15 protein-coding genes are annotated in these 23,176 nt (G+C 33.1%); 13 read left to right on the top strand and 2 right to left on the bottom strand.

Annotation, left to right across the window (positions count from 1 at the left end; translation table 11 throughout):
- The first annotated feature begins 201 nt into the window (after positions 1-201).
- The 12 genes from ACWA1B_RS00170 to ACWA1B_RS00115 all read left to right on the top strand — a co-directional run bounded on the left by ACWA1B_RS00170 (position 202) and on the right by ACWA1B_RS00115 (position 17,027).
- Positions 202-3,453 (top strand): VIT domain-containing protein, encoded by a 3,252-nt coding sequence (locus tag ACWA1B_RS00170; RefSeq protein ID WP_456903715.1) that lies wholly within the window; start codon positions 202-204, stop codon positions 3,451-3,453.
- A 138-nt stretch (positions 3,454-3,591) separates the two neighbouring features.
- Positions 3,592-4,569, top strand: coding sequence for a ribosome small subunit-dependent GTPase A (gene rsgA / locus ACWA1B_RS00165; protein ID WP_456903713.1), 978 nt, complete (start codon positions 3,592-3,594; stop codon positions 4,567-4,569).
- A 30-nt stretch (positions 4,570-4,599) separates the two neighbouring features.
- Positions 4,600-4,962 (top strand): four helix bundle protein, encoded by a 363-nt coding sequence (locus ACWA1B_RS00160; RefSeq protein ID WP_456903711.1) that lies wholly within the window; start codon positions 4,600-4,602, stop codon positions 4,960-4,962.
- Between the two features lie 34 nt (positions 4,963-4,996).
- Positions 4,997-5,449, top strand: coding sequence for a D-aminoacyl-tRNA deacylase (gene dtd, locus ACWA1B_RS00155; RefSeq protein WP_456903710.1), 453 nt, complete (start codon positions 4,997-4,999; stop codon positions 5,447-5,449).
- 63 nt (positions 5,450-5,512) lie between these two features.
- Complete coding sequence (locus ACWA1B_RS00150) at positions 5,513-7,420, top strand: DUF3857 domain-containing protein (protein WP_456903708.1); 1,908 nt, start codon at positions 5,513-5,515, stop codon at positions 7,418-7,420.
- Between the two features lie 32 nt (positions 7,421-7,452).
- Positions 7,453-9,468, top strand: a complete 2,016-nt coding sequence (locus tag ACWA1B_RS00145; RefSeq protein WP_456903707.1) for a DUF3857 domain-containing protein — start codon at positions 7,453-7,455, stop codon at positions 9,466-9,468.
- Between the two features lie 3 nt (positions 9,469-9,471).
- A complete protein-coding gene (locus tag ACWA1B_RS00140; RefSeq protein ID WP_456903705.1) occupies positions 9,472-11,463 on the top strand; it encodes a DUF3857 domain-containing protein in 1,992 nt (663 codons plus the stop codon).
- A gap of 2 nt (positions 11,464-11,465) precedes the next feature.
- The gene (locus ACWA1B_RS00135) at positions 11,466-11,792 is read left to right on the top strand and encodes a nucleotide pyrophosphohydrolase (RefSeq protein WP_012022600.1); all 327 of its coding nucleotides are present in this window, start codon (positions 11,466-11,468) and stop codon (positions 11,790-11,792) included.
- A 134-nt stretch (positions 11,793-11,926) separates the two neighbouring features.
- Entirely contained in the window at positions 11,927-13,156 is a 1,230-nt protein-coding gene (locus ACWA1B_RS00130; protein ID WP_456903704.1) for a 3-phosphoshikimate 1-carboxyvinyltransferase, read from the top strand.
- A gap of 384 nt (positions 13,157-13,540) precedes the next feature.
- The gene (queA, locus tag ACWA1B_RS00125; RefSeq protein WP_035653407.1) at positions 13,541-14,590 is read left to right on the top strand and encodes a tRNA preQ1(34) S-adenosylmethionine ribosyltransferase-isomerase QueA; all 1,050 of its coding nucleotides are present in this window, start codon (positions 13,541-13,543) and stop codon (positions 14,588-14,590) included.
- 339 nt (positions 14,591-14,929) lie between these two features.
- Positions 14,930-16,204: a kynureninase gene (gene kynU / locus ACWA1B_RS00120; protein WP_456903702.1), complete on the top strand. Its 1,275-nt coding sequence runs from the start codon at positions 14,930-14,932 to the stop codon at positions 16,202-16,204.
- Positions 16,205-16,601: 397 nt separating this feature from the next.
- Positions 16,602-17,027, top strand: a complete 426-nt coding sequence (locus tag ACWA1B_RS00115) for a YMGG-like glycine zipper-containing protein (protein WP_456903700.1) — start codon at positions 16,602-16,604, stop codon at positions 17,025-17,027.
- 61 nt (positions 17,028-17,088) lie between these two features.
- On the opposite strand, the gene ACWA1B_RS00110 is transcribed toward ACWA1B_RS00115, so the two are convergent.
- On the bottom strand, positions 17,089-18,894 hold the full coding sequence (locus tag ACWA1B_RS00110) for a hypothetical protein (protein WP_456903698.1): 1,806 nt from the start codon (positions 18,892-18,894) through the stop codon (positions 17,089-17,091).
- A gap of 217 nt (positions 18,895-19,111) precedes the next feature.
- Complete coding sequence (locus tag ACWA1B_RS00105) at positions 19,112-20,668, bottom strand: hypothetical protein (RefSeq protein WP_456903697.1); 1,557 nt, start codon at positions 20,666-20,668, stop codon at positions 19,112-19,114.
- A 114-nt stretch (positions 20,669-20,782) separates the two neighbouring features.
- Between ACWA1B_RS00105 and ACWA1B_RS00100 the strand changes: the two genes are divergently transcribed.
- Positions 20,783-23,170, top strand: coding sequence for a penicillin acylase family protein (locus ACWA1B_RS00100; RefSeq protein ID WP_456903696.1), 2,388 nt, complete (start codon positions 20,783-20,785; stop codon positions 23,168-23,170).
- Positions 23,171-23,176: the final 6 nt, after the last annotated feature.

The following is a 23,176-nucleotide window of genomic DNA, read 5'->3' as shown; positions in this document are numbered from 1 at the left end:
TGGTATAAGTCAATTTAAAATCTTTTGAACTTTGTTTTTAGGTTTTCTTATATCATAATGGTAAAATTAGATTGTTTTTTTAAAATCTCCATCACTTAAGTAAGAAGTGGTGGAGATTTTTTTTTGGATAAATATTTTTATCTTCCCAACCTTTTGATGTTTTTTGTTCTCTATAACAGTATAAACCTTAATTTTCATGTCATGAAGTTAAAATTGTTTTCGTCTGCGCCAGGCATTTTTCAAATGAATTTGAATGTAATGCTTCTTTTTCTGTTTTTTATTGGAACAAAAACTTTCGCACAAAGTCCTGAACTTACTGTTAAAGGAGAAGAAGCTGAAAAAGTGAGAATGAATAAACTTTTTGTCAATGTAAAAGTGGTGGGCAATATTGCTTATACGACTGCTGAAATGCATTTTTTTAATTCAGGAACTCGCCAGATGGAGGCTGAACTTATTTTTCCACTACCAGAAAATGTTTCGGTTTCCAGATATGCAATTGATATTAATGGAAAACTTCGTGAAGCGGTTCCGGTAAACAAAAATAAAGGGAAACAAGTTTTTGAAGCGATCGAACATCGTCGTGTTGATCCGGGATTGTTGGAAAAAGTTGATGGTAATAATTTTAAAACCAGAATTTATCCGCTGATGCCAAATGGCGAACGAACGGTTGTTATTGGTTATGAAGAAGAACTTTCAGCATTTGATAAAGATAATTTGGCGTATCAATTGGTAAGTCGTTTTCCGAAAAAACTGGATAAGTTTGAAATTAATGTTTCGGTTTTAGGAACTTCTACAGCACCAACTGTTACTGAGAATTCAGGAAACGAAATTACTTTTTCAAAATGGAATCAAGCTTTTCAGGCTTCCATCAAAAAAGAAAATTACCAGCCTGCAGAAAAAATTGTTATTAAAATTCCGATACAGCAAAATATCCCCAGCGTTTTAATGCAGGACGTTGGCGGTCAGTATTATTTTTATGGAAATACTTTTATTGAAGGAAATAAAACGGTTAAAAAGATACCAGCTTCAATTGGTTTGATTTGGGATAATTCTTTGAGTTGTCAGAATAGGGATTTAAAGAAAGAATTGAATTTGCTGGATGCTTATTTTCAGAAAATAAAAAACACAAAAGTTACGCTGTACTTTTTGAATTATACTTTCGATAAACAGCAAGAATACATTATTTCCAATGGAAATTGGGATGCTTTAAAAGCCGTTTTAGAAAAAACAAAATACGATGGAGGGACTCGTTTTTCACAACTGAACTTTACGGGTCAAGATGAATATTTGTTTTTTACTGATGGATTATCTTCTTTGAGTGAAAATCTTCTGCCAAATACTAAAAAACCTGTTTATACCATTACATCTTCAGTCTCTGCCGATTTTGCTTTTCTGAATTATTCTTCAACGAAAACTGGCGGTCATTTTATCAATTTAAATCAGATAAATCCTGAAGTGGCTTTGGATAAATTGATAAATACAAATTTGAAGTTTTTAGGAATAAAAGAAAATTTAACGGTAACTGATTTATTTCCGATGGAAGGAACTTCAGTTTCGGGGAATTTTAGTTTCTCTGGAATTTCTTTAAATCCAAAAAACGAAATCACTTTATTATTCGGATATAATAATGAAGCTGTTTTAGAAAGAAAAATTACACTTGATGGAGCAGTTCAAAACACTAATGATATTAATGTAGAGAAACTTTGGGCACAGAAAAAAATCGCCAATCTTGAATTAGAATATGTTAAAAATGCGGATGAAATTGAGCTTCTTGGAAAGAAATTCGGAATTGTAACTAAAAATACTTCGTTGATTGTTTTGGAAAATCTAAGTGATTATATTTTATATGATATTTTACCGCCGGCAGAATTGCGCGAAGAATTTGATAGAATTAAAAAACAGGAACATGATTCTAGATTAGCACAGCAAAAAAATAATTGGGAAAGTATTGAAAGTTATTTTACTAGTATAAACGCTTGGTGGAAAAAGAATGTTCAATACAAAGGGCAGAAAATCGCATCTAAATATAAGCCTAAGAATGAGGTTCATTCAGTAATGGCTTATGGACGTGAAACCATAAAGGGAGATCCAGATGCCACTTTAACAATAGACGAACCTGTTGGGAGCGGAACAGCTACAACAGTAATTGAGGAAGATAATAATGTGTATAACATGGCTCCTCAAGATAATGCTGCACCAGTAATTACTGAATTAAAAGATAAAAAAGTTGGAAGTGAAGAAGTTGTAGTAGTTGGGTACGGAACTCAAAAAAAATCAGATGTTGTGGGTGCTATTTCAGAAGGTATCTTAAAAAATAAAGATCTTTCGCAAGATTCAAATTTCAATAGAGGTTATTTAGCTGGAGATTCAAAAAAACCTTTAATAATAGTTGATGGTCAAATTTATGAAGGCGAATTGACGGATTTAAAATCAGATGATTTTGAAACAGTAGAAGTTTTGAAAGATGCATCGAGAATTGCTACTTATGGTAGCAGAGGAGCAAATGGAGTTATTATTATAACAACGAAAAAGAAGTCTTCAAATAGTGTTGTCCAAACAAAAAATTGGAATCCAGATCGATTGTATTTAAAAGCATTGGCATCGGCGCCAAAAGAAAAACAATACGATTTGTATTTTGAACTAAGAAAAGCTCAGGAAAGAAATCCGAGTTTTTATTTTGATGTGGCTCACTTTTTCTATAATCAAGGCGATGTTAAAAAGGCATTGCTAATCGTCAGTAATATCGCTGATTTAGGTTTAGAGAATCATCAATTGTATAAAACATTAACTTATACTTTGCGCGAATGGAAAGATTATAATGATGCAGCGTTTACTGCAAAACAAGTTGCAAAATGGAGAGAACACGAACCACAGAGTCTTAGAGATTATGCTTTAACACTAGAAGATGCGGGAAAATATCAAGAAGCATTTGATGAATTAGCAAAATCACTTGAAGTAAATTATTACGGAGAAATGAGCGGTCAATATGAAGGTGTAGAAGATATTGTTTTAATGGATATTAATCGAATAATGAAAGAACATCCAGGATTGAAAACTGGAAAATTAGATAAAAAATATATTGCAAAAATGCCTGTCGATATCAGAATCATAATGAACTGGAACCAAATGGATGTCGATTTAGATTTACATGTAATTGAACCAACTGGAGAAGAATGTTATTATAGTCATACTTCGACACAAATTGGTGGAAGATTTTCGAAAGATTTTACAGAAGGTTACGGCCCAGAACAATACTTAATTAGAAATGCGGTAAAAGGAAAATATCAAATAAAAACCAATTTCTTTGGCGAAACAACATTAACTGAAAATGGCCCAGCAACTGTAATGATTGAAATTTATACAACTAAGGCCGGAAAAACATCAAGAACTTTGAAAACAATTCAGTTAGGAAAAATTAAAGAGAATCAGGTTTTAGCTGAAATTGTATGGTAAAGTCTGCAAATTAAGAGGATGTCTTTTAAATTTAAAAGGCGAAATTGCGTTGTTCCATTCTAAAAACGTAATTTTGCCTTTTATTTTTTAGGTTTTACAACATTCTAAAATCTAAAATCTACAATCTAAAATTAAAGAATGACAGGAACCGTTTATAAATCTACAGGAAGCTGGTATACCGTAAAATCTGAAAATGGAGATTTTATTGAATGCCGTATGAAAGGGAAATTTAGAATCAAAGGAATAAAAAGTACCAATCCTATTGCTGTAGGCGATATTGTGGATTATGAATTGGAGGAAACTTCAGATGCCGTTACCGGAACGATTCATCATATTCATGAAAGAAAAAACTATATCGTTCGTAAATCGGTTAACTTGTCGAAACAGATTCATATTATTGCTTCTAATATCGATCAGGTTTTTTTATTGGTTACAATCGATAATCCACCTACAACAACCAGTTTTATTGATCGTTTTTTGGTAACTGCCGAAGCATACGGAATTGAAGCCATTTTGATTTTTAATAAAATTGATACTTTAAACGATCAGACTTTAGATGATCAGCTTTATTTACAGCATATTTATCAGGAAATTGGATATAAATGTCTGCGAATCTCATCTACCGAAAATAAAGGCGTTGATAAGCTGAAAGAGATGATGGTTGGCAAAGTAAGTATGTTTTCAGGACATTCCGGAGTTGGAAAATCAACTTTGGTAAATGCGATGGAACCAAGTCTTCATTTAAAAACGACTGTGATTTCAGAACAAAGTAAACAAGGTCAGCACACTACAACTTTTGCTGAAATGTATGATTTGTCTTTTAATGCCCGAATTATTGATACTCCGGGGATTAAAGGTTTCGGAATCGTAGATATGGAACCAACGGAAATCAGCGGTTATTTTCCGGAATTCTTCAAATTAAAAGATCAATGCAAGTTTAACAATTGTTTACACAAAGAAGAACCGCATTGCGCCATAAAAGCCGCTTTAGAAAAAGATGAAATCGCCTGGTCGCGTTACAATAGTTATCTTAAAATTTTAGAAGGCGACGAAGAGCATTATCGCACCGATACTTACGGTGAAGATCGCGCTGCCAGCGATGAAACGCGCAAGTAATTGTGAATTTTGAATGGTAAATTATGAATTATGGCCGATAACATAATTAAAACAAAGTCTTTTAATTTTGCACTTAGAATTATCAAACTTTTTCAATTTTTAAAAGACGATAAAAAGGAATATGTATTAAGTAAACAATTACTTCGCAGCGGTACTGCCATAGGAGCATTAACTAGAGAATCTGAGCAAGCAGAAAGTAAAAAGGATTTTATTCATAAACTTGCAATTGCACAAAAAGAGGCAAACGAAACAGATTATTGGTTAGAATTGCTTTTTAAATCTAATTACTTAAATGACATTCAATTTCAATCTATAAAGTCTGATATTGTAGAAATAAATAAAATTTTAGCTTCAATTATTATAACTTCTAAGCAAAAGCTAAGTACTACATGAATTCACAATTAACCATTCACAATTCACAATTCCTATGAGAATAGTTCTTCAAAGAGTTTCTGAGGCTTCTGTAACCGTTGATTCTAAAATTGTTGCAGATATTAAAAAAGGCTTGTTAATCTTAGTCGGAATAGAAGATGCCGACACTCAGGAAGATATTGACTGGCTTGCTGGGAAAATTGTCAAAATGAGAATTTTTGGAGACGAAAATGATGTTATGAACTGTTCAGTTCAGGATATCGACGGCGATATAATTGTAGTTAGTCAGTTTACACTTCATGCTTCTACAAAAAAAGGAAATCGTCCCTCTTATATAAAAGCAGCAAAACCAGATTTTGCAATTCCGATGTATGAAACCTTTGTAAAAGCTTTGGAAAAAGAATTCAGTAAAAAAATCCAAACCGGAATTTTTGGTGCTGATATGAAAGTCAGCCTCTTAAATGATGGTCCCGTAACAATCGTTATGGACAGCAAAAATCGGGAGTAAAAAAATATAAACAAATGTTAAGAATTTCTAAAAATAATATATATTTGGGGAAATTCCTTACTAATGAAAAAACCTTTTTTTGCGTTATTTTTATTTCTAATTACCCTTAATTCTTACTCTCAAAAGGTTAATTATAACGTTACTTCTATTCCAGATAGTCTTAAACAAAATGCAAATGCAGTTGTTCGGCTAGATCAAATGGATATTACAATTGCTTCGCAAAGAAGCATGATCATCAAAAAACAAAGAATTGTAACCGTTTTAAATGATAAAGGACTCGGTGATATCGAGGCTTATGAGCATTATGATAAAACGACTTCAATAAACAGCATTGAAGCAATTGTTTATGACGTCACCGGCAATGAAATCAAAAAAATCAAGCGTAAAGATTTTAGAGACCAGAGCGCAGTAAGCGGGAGTACGCTTTTTTCAGATAGTCGGGTAGTTTATTTAAATTATACGCCAATTTCATATCCTTTTACGATTGCTTATACATGCGAGACAGAGACTTCAAATACTGCCTTTATACCTCGTTGGTATTTTTTAGGAGGTTATAACGTAAGCGTTGAGAAATGTATATTGAATGTTACTTTTCCGAGTGATTTAGGTTTCAAGAAAAAGGAATTTCAGTTTGCTGGATTTAACATAAAAAGAACAGAAGAAACTGCTACAAAACTAAGTTATGCCGCATCGAATATTTTGGCTCAAAAAGCAGAAGATCTAAGTCCGTCTCCAGGCGATTTGTTTCCAAAAATTATAATGGGTTTAGAAAAATTTCATTTGGAAGGTGTCGATGGAACAGCAACAACCTGGGAAGCATTTGGGAAATGGTACGGAGATAAAATTTTAACTGGAACAACAACTTTGCCGGAAGAAACCAAGGCAAAAATGAAAGCGCTCGTAGGCAATGAAAAAGACCCGATCAAGAAAGCAAAAATCATTTACGATTATGTTCAAAAAAAATCAAGATATGTAAATATTGCTATTGGAATTGGCGGATGGAAACCAATGTTGGCCAGTGATGTTGACCGTTTAGGATATGGCGACTGCAAGGCATTGTCAAATTATACCAAAGCACTTTTACAAGCTGTCGATGTTCCTTCTTACAACACCATTTTATATGGAGATTCATATAAGTCTAATATTCAGTCTGATTTTGTTTCAATGCAGGGAAATCATATGATATTGGCAATTCCAAATGGAGACAATTATACTTTTTTGGAATGTACAAGTCAAGATGATCCTTTCGGTTATCAGGGAACTTTTACAGACGACCGAGATGTTTTGGTTGTTAAGCCAGAAGGCGGCCAAATTGTGCGAACAAAGATTTACGAAGACAAAGGCAATATCCAAAAAGATAAAGGGATTTATACAATTGACGAAAATGGAAATTTTTCAGGTTCTATCTCGATAACTTCTGAAGGCTCGAAATATAATGAGAAATACAGAATCGAAACCTATCAGCCAACAGAAAAAGAAGCTCATTATAAGGAATATTGGGATAATATCAATAATCTGAAATTAGGTAAAATAACATTTTCAAACGATAAGGAAAATGTTCGTTTTACTGAAGATGTACAATTCAGCGCAATAAATTACGCTTCAATTTCAGCAAACAAAATGATTTTTGCTATCGATGCTTTCAATCAAAATACAGAAAATATAAAACGAATCAGAAACAGAAAAAACCCGTTCCAAATTCAGCGCGGTTTTTTAGATTCTGACGAAATCGAAGTGAATCTTCCGGCTGGCTTTACAATCGAATTTCTACCTGGAAATTATGAACTGAAAGGGAAATTTGGTGAATATAAAACCGAAATCATCAAAAAAGAGAATAATAAGCTTGTTTACAAACGAAGCATGTTTTTGAATAAAGGAAAATATTCAAATAAAGAATATGACGAATTTCGTTTATTTATGGAACAGGTTTCAAAAAATGATAACGCAAAAATTATATTGATCAAAAGTTAATAAACTAACCAAAACCAACAAAGAATTACCACATGAAATTAATCAAGATCTTCAGTCTTTCAATTGTGCTTCTAATCGTTACAAAAACCACAGCACAAGAATTTAAATTAGGAAAAGTATCTGTTGCCGAATTAGAACAAAAACTGCATCCTAAAGATTCGGCAGCGCCAGCCGCTATTTTGTACAAAAAAGGGAAATCAAGAATTGAATATGATGTAAGTGAGAACGACTTTGTTACTTTGACTGATGTTGAAGTCCGAATAAAAGTTTACAAAAAAGAAGGTTATGATTGGGCAAATCATAAAGTTTGGTATTTTAAAACGACCGGACTTACTGAAAAAGTATCTTTTTCTGATGCTTATACTTATAACTTGGTAAATGGCAAAATCGAAAAAACAAAATTAAAAACTGAGGGTACTTTTGATGAAGTTTTAAATAAATTCAGAGCTCAAAAGAAAATTACAATGCCTAATGTAAAAGAAGGTTCTGTAATTGAATATAGATATACAATCAAAAGTCCAAGTGACCGATTAATAAGGGAATGGAATTTTCAAGAAACTATTCCGGTAAATTACTCTGAATTTACAACTTGTATACCTGAATATTATGTTTTTAATTCTCGACAAAAAGGATATTTTTTTCCTAAAATGACTGTTGACAAAGGTCCTCGATCAATTGTAATTACAAGTAAAGAAAGGTCAGAAGGACGCGTTTCTACAACTACATTTTCAACTGACAAAATTGATTATACTGAAACAAGAACAACTTATGTTGCACAAGATTTTCCAGCAATGAAAGAGGAAGCTTTTGTAAATAATATGGACAATTATGTTTCAAGTATTCAGCACGAGTTATCGATGACAAAGTTTCCAAACTCGCAAATGAAGATGTATTCTACAGATTGGGAATCAGTTGTGAAAACAATTTACAATTATGAAACCTTTGGTCCGGAATTAAATAAAACGGGTTATTATGAAGATGATTTAAAAGCGCTTCTTGCCGGAAAAAATACGCCTGAAGAAAAAATCTGGGTGATTTTGAATCATGTAAAATCTAGTGTAAAATGGAATGGCTATACTGGTTATGATTGCGACAATGGTGTTAAAAAAGCCTATAAAGAAAAAACAGGAAATATTGGGGACATCAATTTAATGCTGACTTCAATGCTTCGCTATGCAGGTCTGACTGCAAATCCAGTTTTGCTTAGTACACGTGAAAACGGAATTGCTTTATTTCCAAACAGAACTGCCTTTGATTATGTAGTTGCCGCTGTCGAAACGCCGCAAGGAAATTTATTGTTGGATGCTTCAAATAAATTCTCAACGCCAAATATTCTTCCTTTTAGAACCATTAACTGGACAGGAAGATTGATCCGTAAAGACGGTACTTCTGAAGAGATTGATCTGACTCCTAAAAAAGCATCAAATGATATTGTTTTTATGAGTTATAGCATAGATGCTGATGGAAAAGTTTCTGGAAAAACCAGAAGACAATACACCGATCACATGGCAATGATTACAAGAGAAAAAATTGACGGTATTAAAGAAGAAGATTATCTTGAAAAATTAGAAAATAAAAGCGGAAAAATTGAAATTAGTGATTACAGCAGAACGAACGAAAAAGATATTTTGTTGCCTGCTATAGAAACATATGCCTTTACCGGAAATGATTTATGCGAAATTATAGGCGGAAAAATTTATGTTAGTCCAATGTTGTTTTTTACAAATGATAAAAATCCGTTTAAACAGGACGTACGAGAATATCCGGTTGATTTTGGATTTCCGCAAATGGATAAGTTCAATATCACAATTCAGATTCCTGATGGTTTTGCCGTTGAAACACTTCCCACTCCTGCCGTTATAAATATGGAAGACAATGCCGGAAGTTTTAAATTTAATGTTGCAGCAAACGGAAACAGTCTGCAGGTAATTATAGCAAATCAAATTAATGAGGCTATTTTTTCTTCAGAAAAATACGAAATGCTGAAAGAATATTATAAAACAATGATTGCGAAAGAAACTGAAAAAATTGTTTTAAAACGTATTTAAGAAATGAGGTTTTCAAGTTTGATGTTGACCATTTTATTTTTATTTCTTTCGCTAAAAGGAAAGGCTCAAAATTATGAGCTAGGAAAAGTAACAATTGCTGAATTACAGGAAAAAAGAAATCCAAAGGACACAACTGCTCCGGCAGCAATTTTGTTTAAAAAAGGAAGAACTTTTTTTACGTATAGCGAAAGTGTTGGTTTTTCTGCCAATCATGTTTATGAATTTAAAATTAAAATCTACAAAAAAGATGGTCTTAAATGGGCGGATCAAAAAGTGCGTTTTTTCATTGGATATGAAAACTTAAATGAAGATCGTTTGGAGTTTTCCAATGCCATTACTTATAATCTTGAAAATGGAACAATAGTAAAAACAAAACTCGACAATCAAGGAACTTTTAAGAATAAAATCAATAAATTTTGGAAGGAAAAAACCATAACGCTTCCTAACGTAAAAGAAGGATCTGTTATTGAATACAAATATGTATTGAAGTCTGAAAAAATGGTGAAACTGCCTGATTTTGAGATTCAATATGATATTCCGGTAAATTACTTTGAATATAAAACAGAGATTCCAGAATACTATATTTACAAATCTATTTTGGTTGGAAATTTTCCAATCGAATCAGATGCAAAATTAGTAAGCAAAAGTCAAAGTTTTGAGAACGAGCATAATCAATCCGGAATACTTTCTTATAAACAGATAAATACTTTTTATAAAGGAAAAGATGTTCCAGCCCTGAAAGATGAGCCGTATGTAAATAATGTTGATAATTACAGAGGTTGTCTTCAGTTTGAGCTGGAGCGTGTACGTTTTCCTGATAAGCCAGACAAAGATTATGCGCTTACTTGGGAAGGTGTTGCTACGGATATTTTCAAAAATGAACATTTCGGAAAAGAACTGAATAAGAAAGATTTTCTTCTGAATGACGTTAAAAGATTATTGACAGGAGTTGAGTCTCTCAATGACAGGATGAACATCATTTTTAAATTTGTTCAGAATAAAATGCATTGGAATGAGGAGAATGATTATTTTACCGATAAAGGAGTTGAAAAAGCTTATACAGACCAAACTGGAAATGTAGCCGAAATTAATTTTATTTTGATCAATATGCTGAAATTAGGCGGTATTGATGCAAATCCGGTTTTGGTAAGTACGATTCAAAATGGTGTGCCGGTTTATCCAACAAGAACAGGTTTTAATTACGTAATTGCTGGTGCGCTTATAGATGGAAAATTAGTTTTGTTTGACGCTACGCATAAATATACATGGCCAAATATTTTGCCATTGAATGTTTTAAACTGGAAAGGCAGACTTATTAAAGTAGACGGAACTTCACAGGAAATAAATTTAGATCCGGTTGCATTGTCTAAGGAATATTCGACAATTTTCGGAAAAATAAGCGATATCGGGAAAATTGATGGAAAAATCAGAATTCAGAGAACGGATTATGATGCATATAATTTCAGAATAAAACATTCAGGTCAAAATCAAGAAAATTACCTTGAAAAATATGAAGAACAATTGGGAGATTTAAAAATCTCAAATTACAAAATAGAAAATGCTAAAGCTAATTTTTCAGATCCGGTAACCGAAACTTTTGATTTTGCGACTGATAATGTTACTGAGGTAATTGGAAATCAAATGTTCATTAATCCGTTGCTGTTTTTTACTTCGTCTAAAAATCCTTTTACTCAGGAAACAAGGCAAATGGGAATTTACTTTGGATATCCCACTCAGGAAAAAATTAGTCTAAGTCTTGAAATTCCTGCCGGATTTGCAATCGAATCAATGCCTAAACCAATCCGTATTTCATCACAAAACAAAGAAATCATTTATACCTTAAATATTTCAAGCCTTGAAAATAAAATTCAGATTAGCTGTATAAAAGAAATTAACAATAGTATTTTTGCAGCTGGCGATTATATTGGATTAAAAAATCTTTTCCAACAAGTGATCGCCAGCCAAAATGAAAAAATTGTCCTTAAAAAAATATAGCAATGGATTTGAAAAATGCTCAACTTGATGTTGATACCTGGATAAAAGAACACGGCGTTCGATATTTTAACGAATTGACAAATATGGCGCAACTTACTGAAGAAGTAGGTGAAGTTGCCCGAATTATTGCGCGTCGTTATGGAGAACAATCTGAAAAAGAAAGTGATAAAAACAAAGATTTAGGCGAGGAATTAGCTGATGTCGTTTTTGTGGTTTTATGTTTGGCAAACCAAACCGGAATCGATTTGCAGGCTGCTTTTGATAAAAAAATGGATTTAAAATCGGTAAGAGATAAAGATCGTCACAAAAACAATGATAAATTGAAATAATTGTGAAATATCACTCATAAGTTTTGAATTATGAGTTTTGAATTTTGAATTATGAATGGGGAGTGGTAAATTGCGGGGCTGAATTATGTTTCTAATCATTCATAATTCATAATTCACAATTTACAATTAAAAAAATGAATTTAAAATTAAGCACGAATTCACCATTCACAATTGATGATTCGAAACTAAATATCACAGGTTCTAAAAGCGAAACGAACCGTTTATTACTACTAAAAGCTTTATTTCCAAATATCAGTTTAGCTAATACTTCAAACTCAGACGACAGCGAAGTAATGCAAAAAGCGTTAATTGGAAATGATGAAATCGTTGATATTCATCACGCAGGAACTGCAATGCGTTTTTTGACAGCTTATTTTGCTGTAAACGAAGGCAGAGAAGTGGTAATGACAGGTTCTAGCAGAATGCAGGAACGCCCAATCAAAATTTTGGTTGATACTTTAAGACAATTGGGAGTTGAAATCTCTTATGAAAAAGAAGAAGGTTATCCACCAATTAGAATCAAAGGAAAAAAAGTTACGGCTTCAAAAGTTAGTTTGGCAGCAAATGTAAGTAGTCAATATATCTCAGCACTTTTATTGGTAGCTTCAAAATTAGAAAATGGTTTAGAGCTGACTTTAGAAGGCGAAATTACTTCGATTCCATATATCAAAATGACTTTGGCTTTGCTGACGGATTTAGATATTAAAACTAGTTTTGAAGGAAACGTAATTAAAGTTTTCCCTAAAGAATCTGTTGAATCAAAAGAAATGGTTGTAGAATCTGACTGGAGTTCAGCCTCTTATTTCTTTAGTTTAGTTGCTTTATCTGAATCTGCTAAAATAACTTTGAGCAGTTATAAAGAAAACAGTCTTCAGGGAGATTCAGAATTAGTTTCTCTGTATGAAAAAATGGGCGTGAAAACGACTTTCGACAACAATAAAATGACTTTGGAAAAAGTTTCTGGGTTTAATTATCAAGATGTAAATTTTGAATTGAACAACACGCCAGATATTGCACAGACAATCGTAGTAACTTGTTTAGGTTTAGGAATTGGATGTCATTTAACAGGTCTACATACTTTAAAAATTAAAGAAACAGACAGACTTGAAGCTTTAAGGATTGAATTGACAAAATTAGGAGCTAATATTTCAGTTACAAACGACAGTTTGACTTTAGTGAAATCTTCAATTATTAATCACGATGTAAAAATCGGAACTTATAATGATCACCGAATGGCAATGGCTTTTGCACCATTGGCAATCAAAGTGCCAATTATTATTGAAGATGCCGGAGTAGTTTCAAAATCATACCCAGATTTTTGGAACGATTTAAAAGCTTTAAATTTTCAGGTCTCAGAATTATAATCAAAATATTCGTTGCCAAAAAATATAGCCTCTGGTTTCAACCAGAGGTTTTTTTATGGTTGAATTTGGCTATAACCGCAAAGTTTGTCATTTCGACGAAGGAGAAATCTCCGCAAGGAGGGAGCTCGACAAAGATTGGATTTTAGTTGCGGAGTTACTCGCGGAGATTTCTCCTTCGGCGAAATGACAATAATTATGTTGAAAATGTTTTTTGTAAATAAAAACATATTTTTAATGGTTCTCGAAACATCAGTAAATCAAGGACTTTTGAAAATAAAAGCCAAAACACTTGACAACGCCTATTTCACAATCGTATATTTGCAAGCGATTTAAAATTTTAGATAAAAAAGTCTAAGATTTATTTTTTAAAATCTAACTTCAAATATGAAATTATCACACTTCAATTTCAATTTACCGAAAGAACTTTTGGCTGAATTTCCAGCAGAAAACAGAGATGAATCTCGTTTAATGGTAATTGACCGTAAAAAAAACACTATCGAGCATAAAATGTTTAAAGACGTTATCAACTATTTTGATGACGGAGACGTTTTGATTCTTAACAATACAAAAGTTTTCCCTGCGCGTTTGTACGGAAACAAAGAAAAAACGGGAGCGAGAATTGAGGTTTTCTTATTAAGAGAATTAAATTCTGAGCAAAGACTTTGGGATGTTTTAGTAGATCCGGCTAGAAAAATCCGTATTGGTAATAAACTTTATTTTGGTGACGATGATTCATTAGTTGCTGAGGTAATTGACAATACAACTTCTCGTGGTAGAACTTTACGTTTCTTATACGATGGTTCTTATGAAGAATTCAGAAATAAATTGACAGAACTTGGAGAAACTCCAATTCCTAAATACATCAACAGAGAAGTGACTGCTGAAGATGCTGAAAGATACCAAACAATTTACGCAAAAGAAGAAGGAGCTGTTGCAGCACCAACTGCTGGTTTACACTTCTCTAAACACCTTTTGAAAAAATTGGAAATCAAAGGAGTAAATTTTGCTGAGGTAACATTACACGTAGGTTTAGGAACTTTCAATCCAGTTGAGGTTGAAGATTTGTCTAAACACAAAATGGATTCAGAAGAATTGATTATCAATCAACAAGCTTGTGATATCGTAAACGAGGCTAAAGCAAAGAAAAAACGTATTTGTGCAGTAGGAACAACTTCTATGCGTGCAATCGAAAGTTCTGTTTCTTCTGCCAATACTTTAAATCCTTACGAAGGATGGACAAATAAATTTATTTTTCCTCCTCACGATTTTAGTATTGCAAACTGTATGATCACAAACTTCCACACACCAAAATCAACATTGTTAATGATGATTTCTGCTTTCTGTGGACATGATTTAATGAAAAAAGCATACGACGAAGCAATCAAAGAAGGATACAAATTCTATTCTTACGGAGATGCGATGTTAATTCTTTAATTAGAATTTATTTTCAAAATAAGAACCCGACAGTTTTTTAGAACTTGTCGGGTTTTCTGTTTTTTATTGGTTTCAAGTTTCAGGTTTCAAGTTTCAGGTTTCAAGTTTGACGTTCGTTATGAAATTTAACCGCAAAGTTCGCAAGGATTTTTGCTCAGTTTGTGTTTGCTAAATGAAAAAGAACGCAAAGCTTTGCGAACTTAGCGTTTGTAAACGTTAATCCGGATAAAAATTCTTGCGAACTTTGCGGTTAAATCACACAAAGCATATCAACATGAAACTTGAAACCTGAAACAAAATGAACAAAATTTGTTATTTTAGCAACCAAAACAAAACAAAATGACTTTTCAAAATACACGCGAATTTGCACGAGGGCTAGATTCGAAAGACATATTAAACCACTATCAGGAACAATTTATTTTTCCTAAAGTAAATGATAAACGAGTTATCTATTTTACCGGAAACTCTTTAGGATTACAACCAAAACGTACCAAAGCTTACATTGATGAAGTAATGAATGACTGGGCAGAATTGGCTGTTGAAGGTCATTTTTATGCGGAGAAACCTTGGTGGGATTATCAGGAAAGATTTGCAGAACCATTGAGTAAAATTGTGGGCGCGCTTCCATCAGAAGTTACGGTTATGAATACTTTGACTGTAAATCTTCATTTGTTGATGGTTTCTTTTTATCAGCCAAAAGGAAAACGTTATAAAATTATCTGCGAAGAAAAAGCTTTTCCGTCAGATCAATATATGTTTCAGAGTCAGGTGAATTTTCACGGATACAAACCTGAAGATGCGATTGTAGAAATTAAACGCCGCGAAGGAGAACACAATATTCGCCTAGAAGATGTTTTAGCAAAAATTGAAGAAGTCGGTGATGAGCTGGCATTAGTTTTAATTGGCGGAGTAAATTATTATACCGGACAAGTTTTTGACATTAAAACTATTACTGCAGCGGGGCAAAGAGCCGGAGCAAAAGTAGGTTGGGACTTAGCACACGCAGCAGGAAATATCAAATTAGAACTTCACAACTGGAATGTTGATTTTGCTGCCTGGTGCAGTTATAAGTATATGAATTCAGGACCAGGAAATGCTTCTGGTTGTTTTGTTCATGAAAAACATCATAATTCAGATTTACCAAGATTTGCTGGATGGTGGGGACATAACAAAGAACGTCGTTTCAAAATGGAACCAAATTTTGATCCAGTTCACGGAGCAGATGGATGGCAGATTAGTAATTTACCAGTTTTGTCATTAGCGCCATATTTGGCATCAGTAGAAATGTTTGCTGAGGTTGGAATGGATGCCTTAATTGCAAAACGAGATCATATTACATCTTATTTAGAATTTATTCTTCATGAAATTGATAAAGAAGTAGAAAGCACATTCGAAATAATTACACCAACAAATCCAGAAGAAAGAGCTTCGCAATTATCAGTTTTTCTTCATGGGCAAGGGCGAAGCTTATTTGATTATTTAATGAAAAACGGTGTGATTACAGATTGGCGTGAACCAAACGTTATTCGTCTTGCACCTGTTCCTTTATATTCCTCATATGAAGATATGTATGATTTTGGACAAATTCTGAAAAAGGGAATTTTAGGGAAATAAAAAAAATAATCTCGCAAAGTTGGGAAGACGCAAAGCTTTTTATTTGCCACAGATTAAAATGATTAAAAAGATTTTTTTCAATTGCCCCTCCTTTAGCTGGAGGTATTTAGAATGAAATTTGAAAGGCTTTAGCCAAACTATATCGGTTTGGCTAAAGCCTTTTCTTTGCTTATTGTTTATCATCCAGCTAAAGCTGGATGCAATTGAACTTAGAAATTTTGCGTCTCTGCTCACGAAGGCTTCGGGATTGCGAGATTAAAACATTCGGCTTAACTAAAAACTCTGCGAGAAAAAACCACAAAATCTTCTAATCTTATAAACTTTCCGAAAAATTCTGTAATAAACATTATAGCAGATATTCCGTATTTTGTAGTGTATAATTTTAAAAACTACAATCATGAAAGGCTTATATATTTTATTAGCAGCGATACTTTTAACTTCTTGCCAAAATCAAAGCAAAGAAGATTTAAATAAAGCCAAACAAGCCAGTATTGATTCAATGAAAGTTGAGATTAACAAACAGCGCGTTATCGATTCGATGAAGACTGAAATGGCAAAGGTAGAAGAGAAACAAAAAGCAGAAGCACAAAAAGTTGTTGTGGTTCACGAAAATGATGGAACAGCAACTGCGGTACCAGCAAAAAAGAAAGGCTGGAGTTCTACTGCTAAAGGAGCTGTAATTGGTGCTGGAGTAGGTGCAGCTACAGGAGCTATTATCAGTAAGAAAAAAGGTGAGGGTGCCATAATTGGAGGATTGGCAGGTGCCGGAGTTGGTGCTGGTACAGGCGCAATTATTGACAGCAACAAGAAGAAAAAAGAATAGATCTTAAATACTATATATAAAAAAAACGCCGATTTAGATTTTTCTAAACCGGCGTTTTGTTTTACGCTAATCCCAATGTTGGAATCTGAATTGCATTTAATTCTGATTTGTAAAAATTGAATTGATTTTTAATTTTTTCTTCATCGTTTTTGAAGTAAAAACTTGATGAAAATAGATTTTGATAATATTCAATTCCTTCAAGGATATTCGCTTTAAAAGAATTCCATTTTTTCAGCTGATTTGAAGTAACTTCAGAAACAGATTCAATTTCGTTTCTGAAATAATCGATATACATTTTTAATTCTTTTACAAATAAATGAGGACGATCTGTTCTCAAAATTGATTTTCCCTGATAAATATGCTGAAGCATTTCCTTCAATGAAACTTCCTGATCAAAATAAGCCAAATTTGGTCCGGGACAAATGACAACTCCTTGCGATTGTCCTTTTATTTTAATATCATTTTCAAGATAAGAGGCATTTGCCAAACCAACACACAAACATGATTTTTCTGTGATTTTGATTTTGCTTTTTTCAAAATCTTCGACTGACAAAGAATCTTTTTTGATTTCGAGTTCTTCCAGTTTTATATCCTGATATTTTTTTGAAGCGGTACAAATTCCATGAGGATCGTATTCTTTGCTTAAAGCCAAAAATTTCTTTGGGCATGAACTTCCAGCTTTGTTTTCGTGAATTCGTTTTTGTTTTAAAAATTCATTTGTTGTTCCTTTTAAAGTATTAAACGGAACTCCCAAAGGCGAAATGTTACTTAGATAAAAATCATCTTCTTTAGCATTCATTAATAAATTACGAGTTCCCTTATCTACAGAAGTAGCTTCGGGAACTAATAAAAATGGAGAACCCCATCCAACAGAATCTACATTATATTCGTTTAATAAAAATTCATGTTCTTCCGCAGTTCCAACGCCACCCTGAACGGTGATTTTTAATTCTAAAGGGGTTTCAGGAAAGACTTGATTTTTCAGCTGTAAAGCTTTAATCATTAAATCGTGGGCAGATTGTACCAGTTGTTCTTTTTTTTGCTTGAATTCTTCTAAAATGGTGCCTAATAAAAGCCCATCAGTTGCAAAGGCATGACCGCCGCAGTTCAATCCTGACTCGATTCGGTATTCGGAAACCCAAAGCCCTTTTTTCGCCAGGAAATTTCCCTGAATCATGGCTGATCTGAAATCACTTACTTTTAAAATGATTTTTTTTCTCAGTTCATTATTTTCATTCGGAAAAAAATCTTTGAAGTTTTCAAAATAACCAAATAATCTCGGATTCATTCCTGCCGAAAGTACAACTGACGATTCTAAATTGCTATTTGCGAAACCTCTTAAAGCAGCGTGAGCATCATTAAACTCAATTGGAAGCTGTTCGTTCTTTACAAAATTATCTTTATCAAGTTTTGTCATAATATTGACGTCGATTTCTCCGGGAAAAAGATGCGATTCGATATAATGCTGAATGTTTTCTTTAAAAGAAATTCCTTCGTCTAATAAGTTTTGAAAACCTTTTTTAATGTCAGAAGTATTCGGCAACATCGACATGAAGTTTTCCAAAGCCGTTTTGCTTTCTGCCAATTCTATTTTAAAGTTTTCGAATTTTTCTTTTACAATTTTATCGACTAAATTTAAATATGAAGTAATTCTTTTAGCGCGGTAATCATGAAATTTTTGCGTGATTTCTTCATACGGAATATTGAATTTTGCGCTATAAAAATTACGCATCTTTTCAATCAAATCGTCATCTGCGAGCGCAATCACAGATGAAATTCCATATTGTGCAACACGAATGGGGCTGTCTATTGTATAAGCAAGTCCCATTACCGGAATATGGAAAGTATGTAAGGGTGTTTTTGTCATTAGTTTTCAGATTAAAATAAAGACAAATATTGAAAAAAGGATTTTTCTAAAACCTGATAATTGTCAGGTTTGCAGGTAAAGTTTTTTCGCCACGAATTCCCTTCAATCTTTTCATTCCAAAGAACTTGACAAAAAATGGTGCTTAACTGTGTGGAGCTACTCGCGAAGATTCCTCGTTCCTAGAAATTACAAAAGTGAGAAATATCTTTGTGATTTTTTATATCAAAATCTTCTTCAAAGATTCTGCAATACTTCGCCATAAAAAATTATAGAATGATTTTTCCTGAATTCTTTCCAATTCAACATCGGCGGTTTTCGCTTTGTCTTTTGAATCGTTTTTCACTAATAAATTAGCGACGGCCGTTTTGAGTTTGGCTTCTTTTTCTGGATTTTTCTTTTTGTAAAGTTTCACTTTAAGATCGTCGTAATCTAAAGAAGCGTTTCCTTTTGAGACATTGTCATTTCCGTAAAAATTAAATCGGTATTTATTGAAAGTTCCGGTAAAAGTGGTGTTCATGTATGGTTTGGTAAATTTTGTCATTGCCACAACATCAAAGTTTGAGATGATGCCCTGAATGTGAAATCCATCGGTTTTATCTAAAACATTAAAATTCCAGTCAACATTTAGCGGAGAATTTTTCATGAAAATGCATTTCACTTTGATTTTTACATCGTTCGTTTTTTTTAATCCAAAACCACTTCGCAGATTTGTTGCCTGTAAATTGAATTGGTCAAATGTCAAAACTCCGGAACCTTTTGAAAAATCAATTTCTTCTTCATAAACCAGTTTCGATTTCAAAACCTGCAAAGTGTCAATTTGAAGCGGGAATTTTATGTTTCGCAATAAATGATTGTAAAGATATTTTTTGCTTAAATCGTCTTTAGGTATTTTACTTCGATAAATATTAGCATCAAAATGATGGATTACCAGGGAGTTTGCTTTGAAATAAAATCGGTCATTTTTAAATCCCCAATCCATTTTTGCAACTTGAGCCGAATCGAATTTTAAGGTATAAATGTCCTTTTCTTTTTCCAATCGCTTCACAAAATTGGGTCTGTTAAATTGAGGGAGATTAGCAAAATTATTGATTTTCAGAAAGTTTTTTTCCGTGCTTATTTTTCCAATAGTTATATGATAGAAAGCACTTGGTCTGTAAAATAAACTATCGATGATTAAAGCATATTTTTGATAGTGCAGCGGAATTTTTTCTTTTAAAGTCGCATCGGTTATTAAAATTCCTTCCAATTTTAAAATGATTTTTTTAACGCTGAAAATAGGTTTTTCAGTATTCAGCGAAACGACATCAATTGTTCCATCATTTAGATAAATATTCGAAACCGCAATTATTTTTCGGAAAGGAGCCACAATTTCAGTTTCAATGCTTTTGCTGTTATTCAAAAGTTTTTCTCCTTTTTTGTATAAAATCACGCGAGGTTTATTGATGATGATACTTTCGGCCTGAATAATATCGTGAAAAGCCAAATCCCAAATATTGAAATGTCTTATAGTAATCGATTCAATTTTAGAAAAAAGGCCGTTTTTACTGTCTTTCGGTTCGTTTTTCGGACTTACTAATAAGGTCTGGGCATAGATATTTCGAGAAAAAAGCGATACTTCAATTTTTTCGTAATTGATATTGTATGCCGTTTTGTTTTTCTCATGAATGATAATCGGAAGCTGTTTTTTGATCCAGTAATTCAGACCAACATTGGCGAGAATCACAATAATAAACAGAGAAATTACTCCGATAGCTATTTTTTTATAGATTGACATTTATTGTATCGATTTTAAATATAAATTTAGGCTTTAGAAAATAAAGTCGTTTACAGGATTTTGTTTTTACGTTACATTTTAACTAATTATCACATCGCAACACTTTTTTTGAATATGAAAAAACTTAAGAAATTCCTGCTGGTTTTATTTGTCCTGATTGTTGTTTTAGGAATAGGTTTATGCGCTTATATTTTTCATTTAAAACCGAAGTATGAAGGAGAGCTGGAATTGAAAAATCTTCAAAAAGAAACGACGGTTTATTTTGATGAATTTGGAGTTCCTCATATTTATGCCGATTCTGAAAAAGATGCTATGACGGCGCTTGGATATGTTCATGCGCAGGAAAGATTATGGCAAATGGAATTGCTTCGAAGAATCGCTCCGGGACGTTTATCTGAAATCTTCGGATCTGTAGCGCTGAAAAATGATAAGTTTTTCTCGGGAATTGGTATTGAAGAAGCTTCGGCGAGAGCCATTTCCAAATTAGATAAAAATAGTCAGGCTTATCAGTTGACGATGGCTTATTTGGATGGAATTAATCAATATTTAGATGAAGGTGTTACGCCAGTAGAATTTACTTTGGTTGGTGTAAAAAAAGAAAAATTTACGATAAAAGATGTTTATAATATCTTCGGATATATGTCTTTCAGTTTTGCAATGGCTCAAAAAACAGATCCGTTATTGACTGAAATTCGTAATAAATATGGTGTTGAATATTTGAAAGATTTAGGAATTGAAGGCGAATTCAATACAACTCAGTTAAAAAGCTCAAAAGAAAATATTGAGGAATATACAGCAATCTCAAAATCAGTTGCGGCTTTGTTGGACAAATCACCAATTCCACCGTTTATTGGAAGTAATAGCTGGGTAGCCGGACCGCATAAAACCAAAAGCGGAAAAGTAATTTTTGCCAATGATCCGCACATTGGATTTTCTCAACCTGCAACTTGGTACGAAGCGCATTTGATTACGCCTGAACATGAATTGTATGGTTGTTATTTGGCTGGAACTCCGTTTCCGTTGCTGGCGCACAATCGCGATTATGCTTATGGATTGACGATGTTTGAAAATGATGATATTGATTTTTATCAGGAGAAAAATAGGTCGGGAGACAATAATCAATACCAAACTCCGACAGGTTTCGCAACTTATGAAGTCAGAAAAAAAACGATCCAAGTCAAAGATACTTCTGATGTTGTCATGACCATTAAATCAAGCCGTCATGGACCAATTATGAATGATGTTTTAGAGCGTTTGGATAAAAAAAATCCTATTGCAATGTCGTGGACGTATACGCGAGAACCTATTCAAATTTTAGATGCAGTTTACGGACTTTCGCATGCAAAAAGCAAAGATGATTTTAGAAAAGCAGTTCAATTAGTTGCAGCGCCGGGATTGAATGTAATGTATGGAGATGCCAAAGGAAATGTAGCTTGGTGGGCAACAGGAAAATTGTATAAACACGATAAAGGTTTGAATACTTTCCTGATTTTGGATGGCGCAAGCGGAAAAGATGATATTAAAGAATATCTGGATTTTTCAAAAAATCCATCTTCTGAAAACCCGAAATGGGGTTATGTTTATTCAGCCAATAATCAACCAGAAGCAATAGATGGTTATTTGTATCCGGGTTATTATTTACCGGAAGATCGTGCGAAAAGAATTTCAGGTTTAATGGACGCCAAATCAGATTGGGATAAAGAAGCAATTAGTAAAATGATTTATGATAATACATCGCCAATTGCTCCGGGAACTACTCAAAGTTTGATTTCGAATTTAGATAATAAAGCGCTTTCATCAGAAGAAAAACAAGTGATTGCTGTTTTAAAATCTTGGAAAGGAACAACAAATCTCGAAGATGTTGCGCCAACGATTTACAACAAATGGATTTATCTGTACATGAAAAATACTTTTGAAGATGAAATGGGAAAAGACAATTTCGATTTGTTTTTAGGAACTCATATTGGTAAACAAGTTATTGCCAGACAAGTTGCAAATGAAAATTCGGTTTGGTGGGATAATATCAAAACCAAAAATGTAAAAGAAATGAGAAAAGACATCGTTTCAAAATCATTTCATGAAGCAGTTGCAGCACTTCAAAAACAATTAGGAACTACGATTTCAGATTGGAATTGGGGCAAAGTGCACACCGTTGAGCACGAACATCCTTTAGGAAAAGTGGCAGCATTACGAAAATTATTTAATGTTGGACCTTTTGCGTCGCCAGGATCAAATGAAGTGATTAATAATTTGTTCTTTGGCTTTAACGAAGAAGGCAAATATTACGTAAAAGGCGGACCTTCAACCAGAAGAATTGTCGATTTCTCTGATGTTGAAAACAGTTGGAGCATTTTACCAACCGGACAATCCGGAAATCCTTTCAGCAAACATTATCACGATCAGGCAGAAATGTACAATGAAGGTAAATTCAGAAAAATGAAATTGAATAAGGATGAGATTGTGAAAACTTCGACGAAATTGGTTTTGAAACCGAAAAATTAGTTTCAA

The organism is Flavobacterium xizangense, from assembly GCF_054075145.1.
This window is presented reverse-complemented; position numbering and strand designations above follow the sequence as displayed.

What these genes read in the sequence shown, in the direction of transcription:
- ACWA1B_RS00170 (WP_456903715.1), top strand. Translation starts at nt 202, where the DNA reads ATGAAGTTAAAATTGTTTTCGTCTGCGCCAGGCATTTTTCAAATGAAT.
- rsgA (WP_456903713.1), top strand. Translation starts at nt 3,592, where the DNA reads ATGACAGGAACCGTTTATAAATCTACAGGAAGCTGGTATACCGTAAAA.
- ACWA1B_RS00160 (WP_456903711.1), top strand. Translation starts at nt 4,600, where the DNA reads ATGGCCGATAACATAATTAAAACAAAGTCTTTTAATTTTGCACTTAGA.
- dtd (WP_456903710.1), top strand. Translation starts at nt 4,997, where the DNA reads ATGAGAATAGTTCTTCAAAGAGTTTCTGAGGCTTCTGTAACCGTTGAT.
- ACWA1B_RS00150 (WP_456903708.1), top strand. Translation starts at nt 5,513, where the DNA reads ATGAAAAAACCTTTTTTTGCGTTATTTTTATTTCTAATTACCCTTAAT.
- ACWA1B_RS00145 (WP_456903707.1), top strand. Translation starts at nt 7,453, where the DNA reads ATGAAATTAATCAAGATCTTCAGTCTTTCAATTGTGCTTCTAATCGTT.
- ACWA1B_RS00140 (WP_456903705.1), top strand. Translation starts at nt 9,472, where the DNA reads ATGAGGTTTTCAAGTTTGATGTTGACCATTTTATTTTTATTTCTTTCG.
- ACWA1B_RS00135 (WP_012022600.1), top strand. Translation starts at nt 11,466, where the DNA reads ATGGATTTGAAAAATGCTCAACTTGATGTTGATACCTGGATAAAAGAA.
- ACWA1B_RS00130 (WP_456903704.1), top strand. Translation starts at nt 11,927, where the DNA reads ATGAATTTAAAATTAAGCACGAATTCACCATTCACAATTGATGATTCG.
- queA (WP_035653407.1), top strand. Translation starts at nt 13,541, where the DNA reads ATGAAATTATCACACTTCAATTTCAATTTACCGAAAGAACTTTTGGCT.
- kynU (WP_456903702.1), top strand. Translation starts at nt 14,930, where the DNA reads ATGACTTTTCAAAATACACGCGAATTTGCACGAGGGCTAGATTCGAAA.
- ACWA1B_RS00115 (WP_456903700.1), top strand. Translation starts at nt 16,602, where the DNA reads ATGAAAGGCTTATATATTTTATTAGCAGCGATACTTTTAACTTCTTGC.
- ACWA1B_RS00110 (WP_456903698.1), bottom strand. Translation starts at nt 18,894, where the DNA reads ATGACAAAAACACCCTTACATACTTTCCATATTCCGGTAATGGGACTT.
- ACWA1B_RS00105 (WP_456903697.1), bottom strand. Translation starts at nt 20,668, where the DNA reads ATGTCAATCTATAAAAAAATAGCTATCGGAGTAATTTCTCTGTTTATT.
- ACWA1B_RS00100 (WP_456903696.1), top strand. Translation starts at nt 20,783, where the DNA reads ATGAAAAAACTTAAGAAATTCCTGCTGGTTTTATTTGTCCTGATTGTT.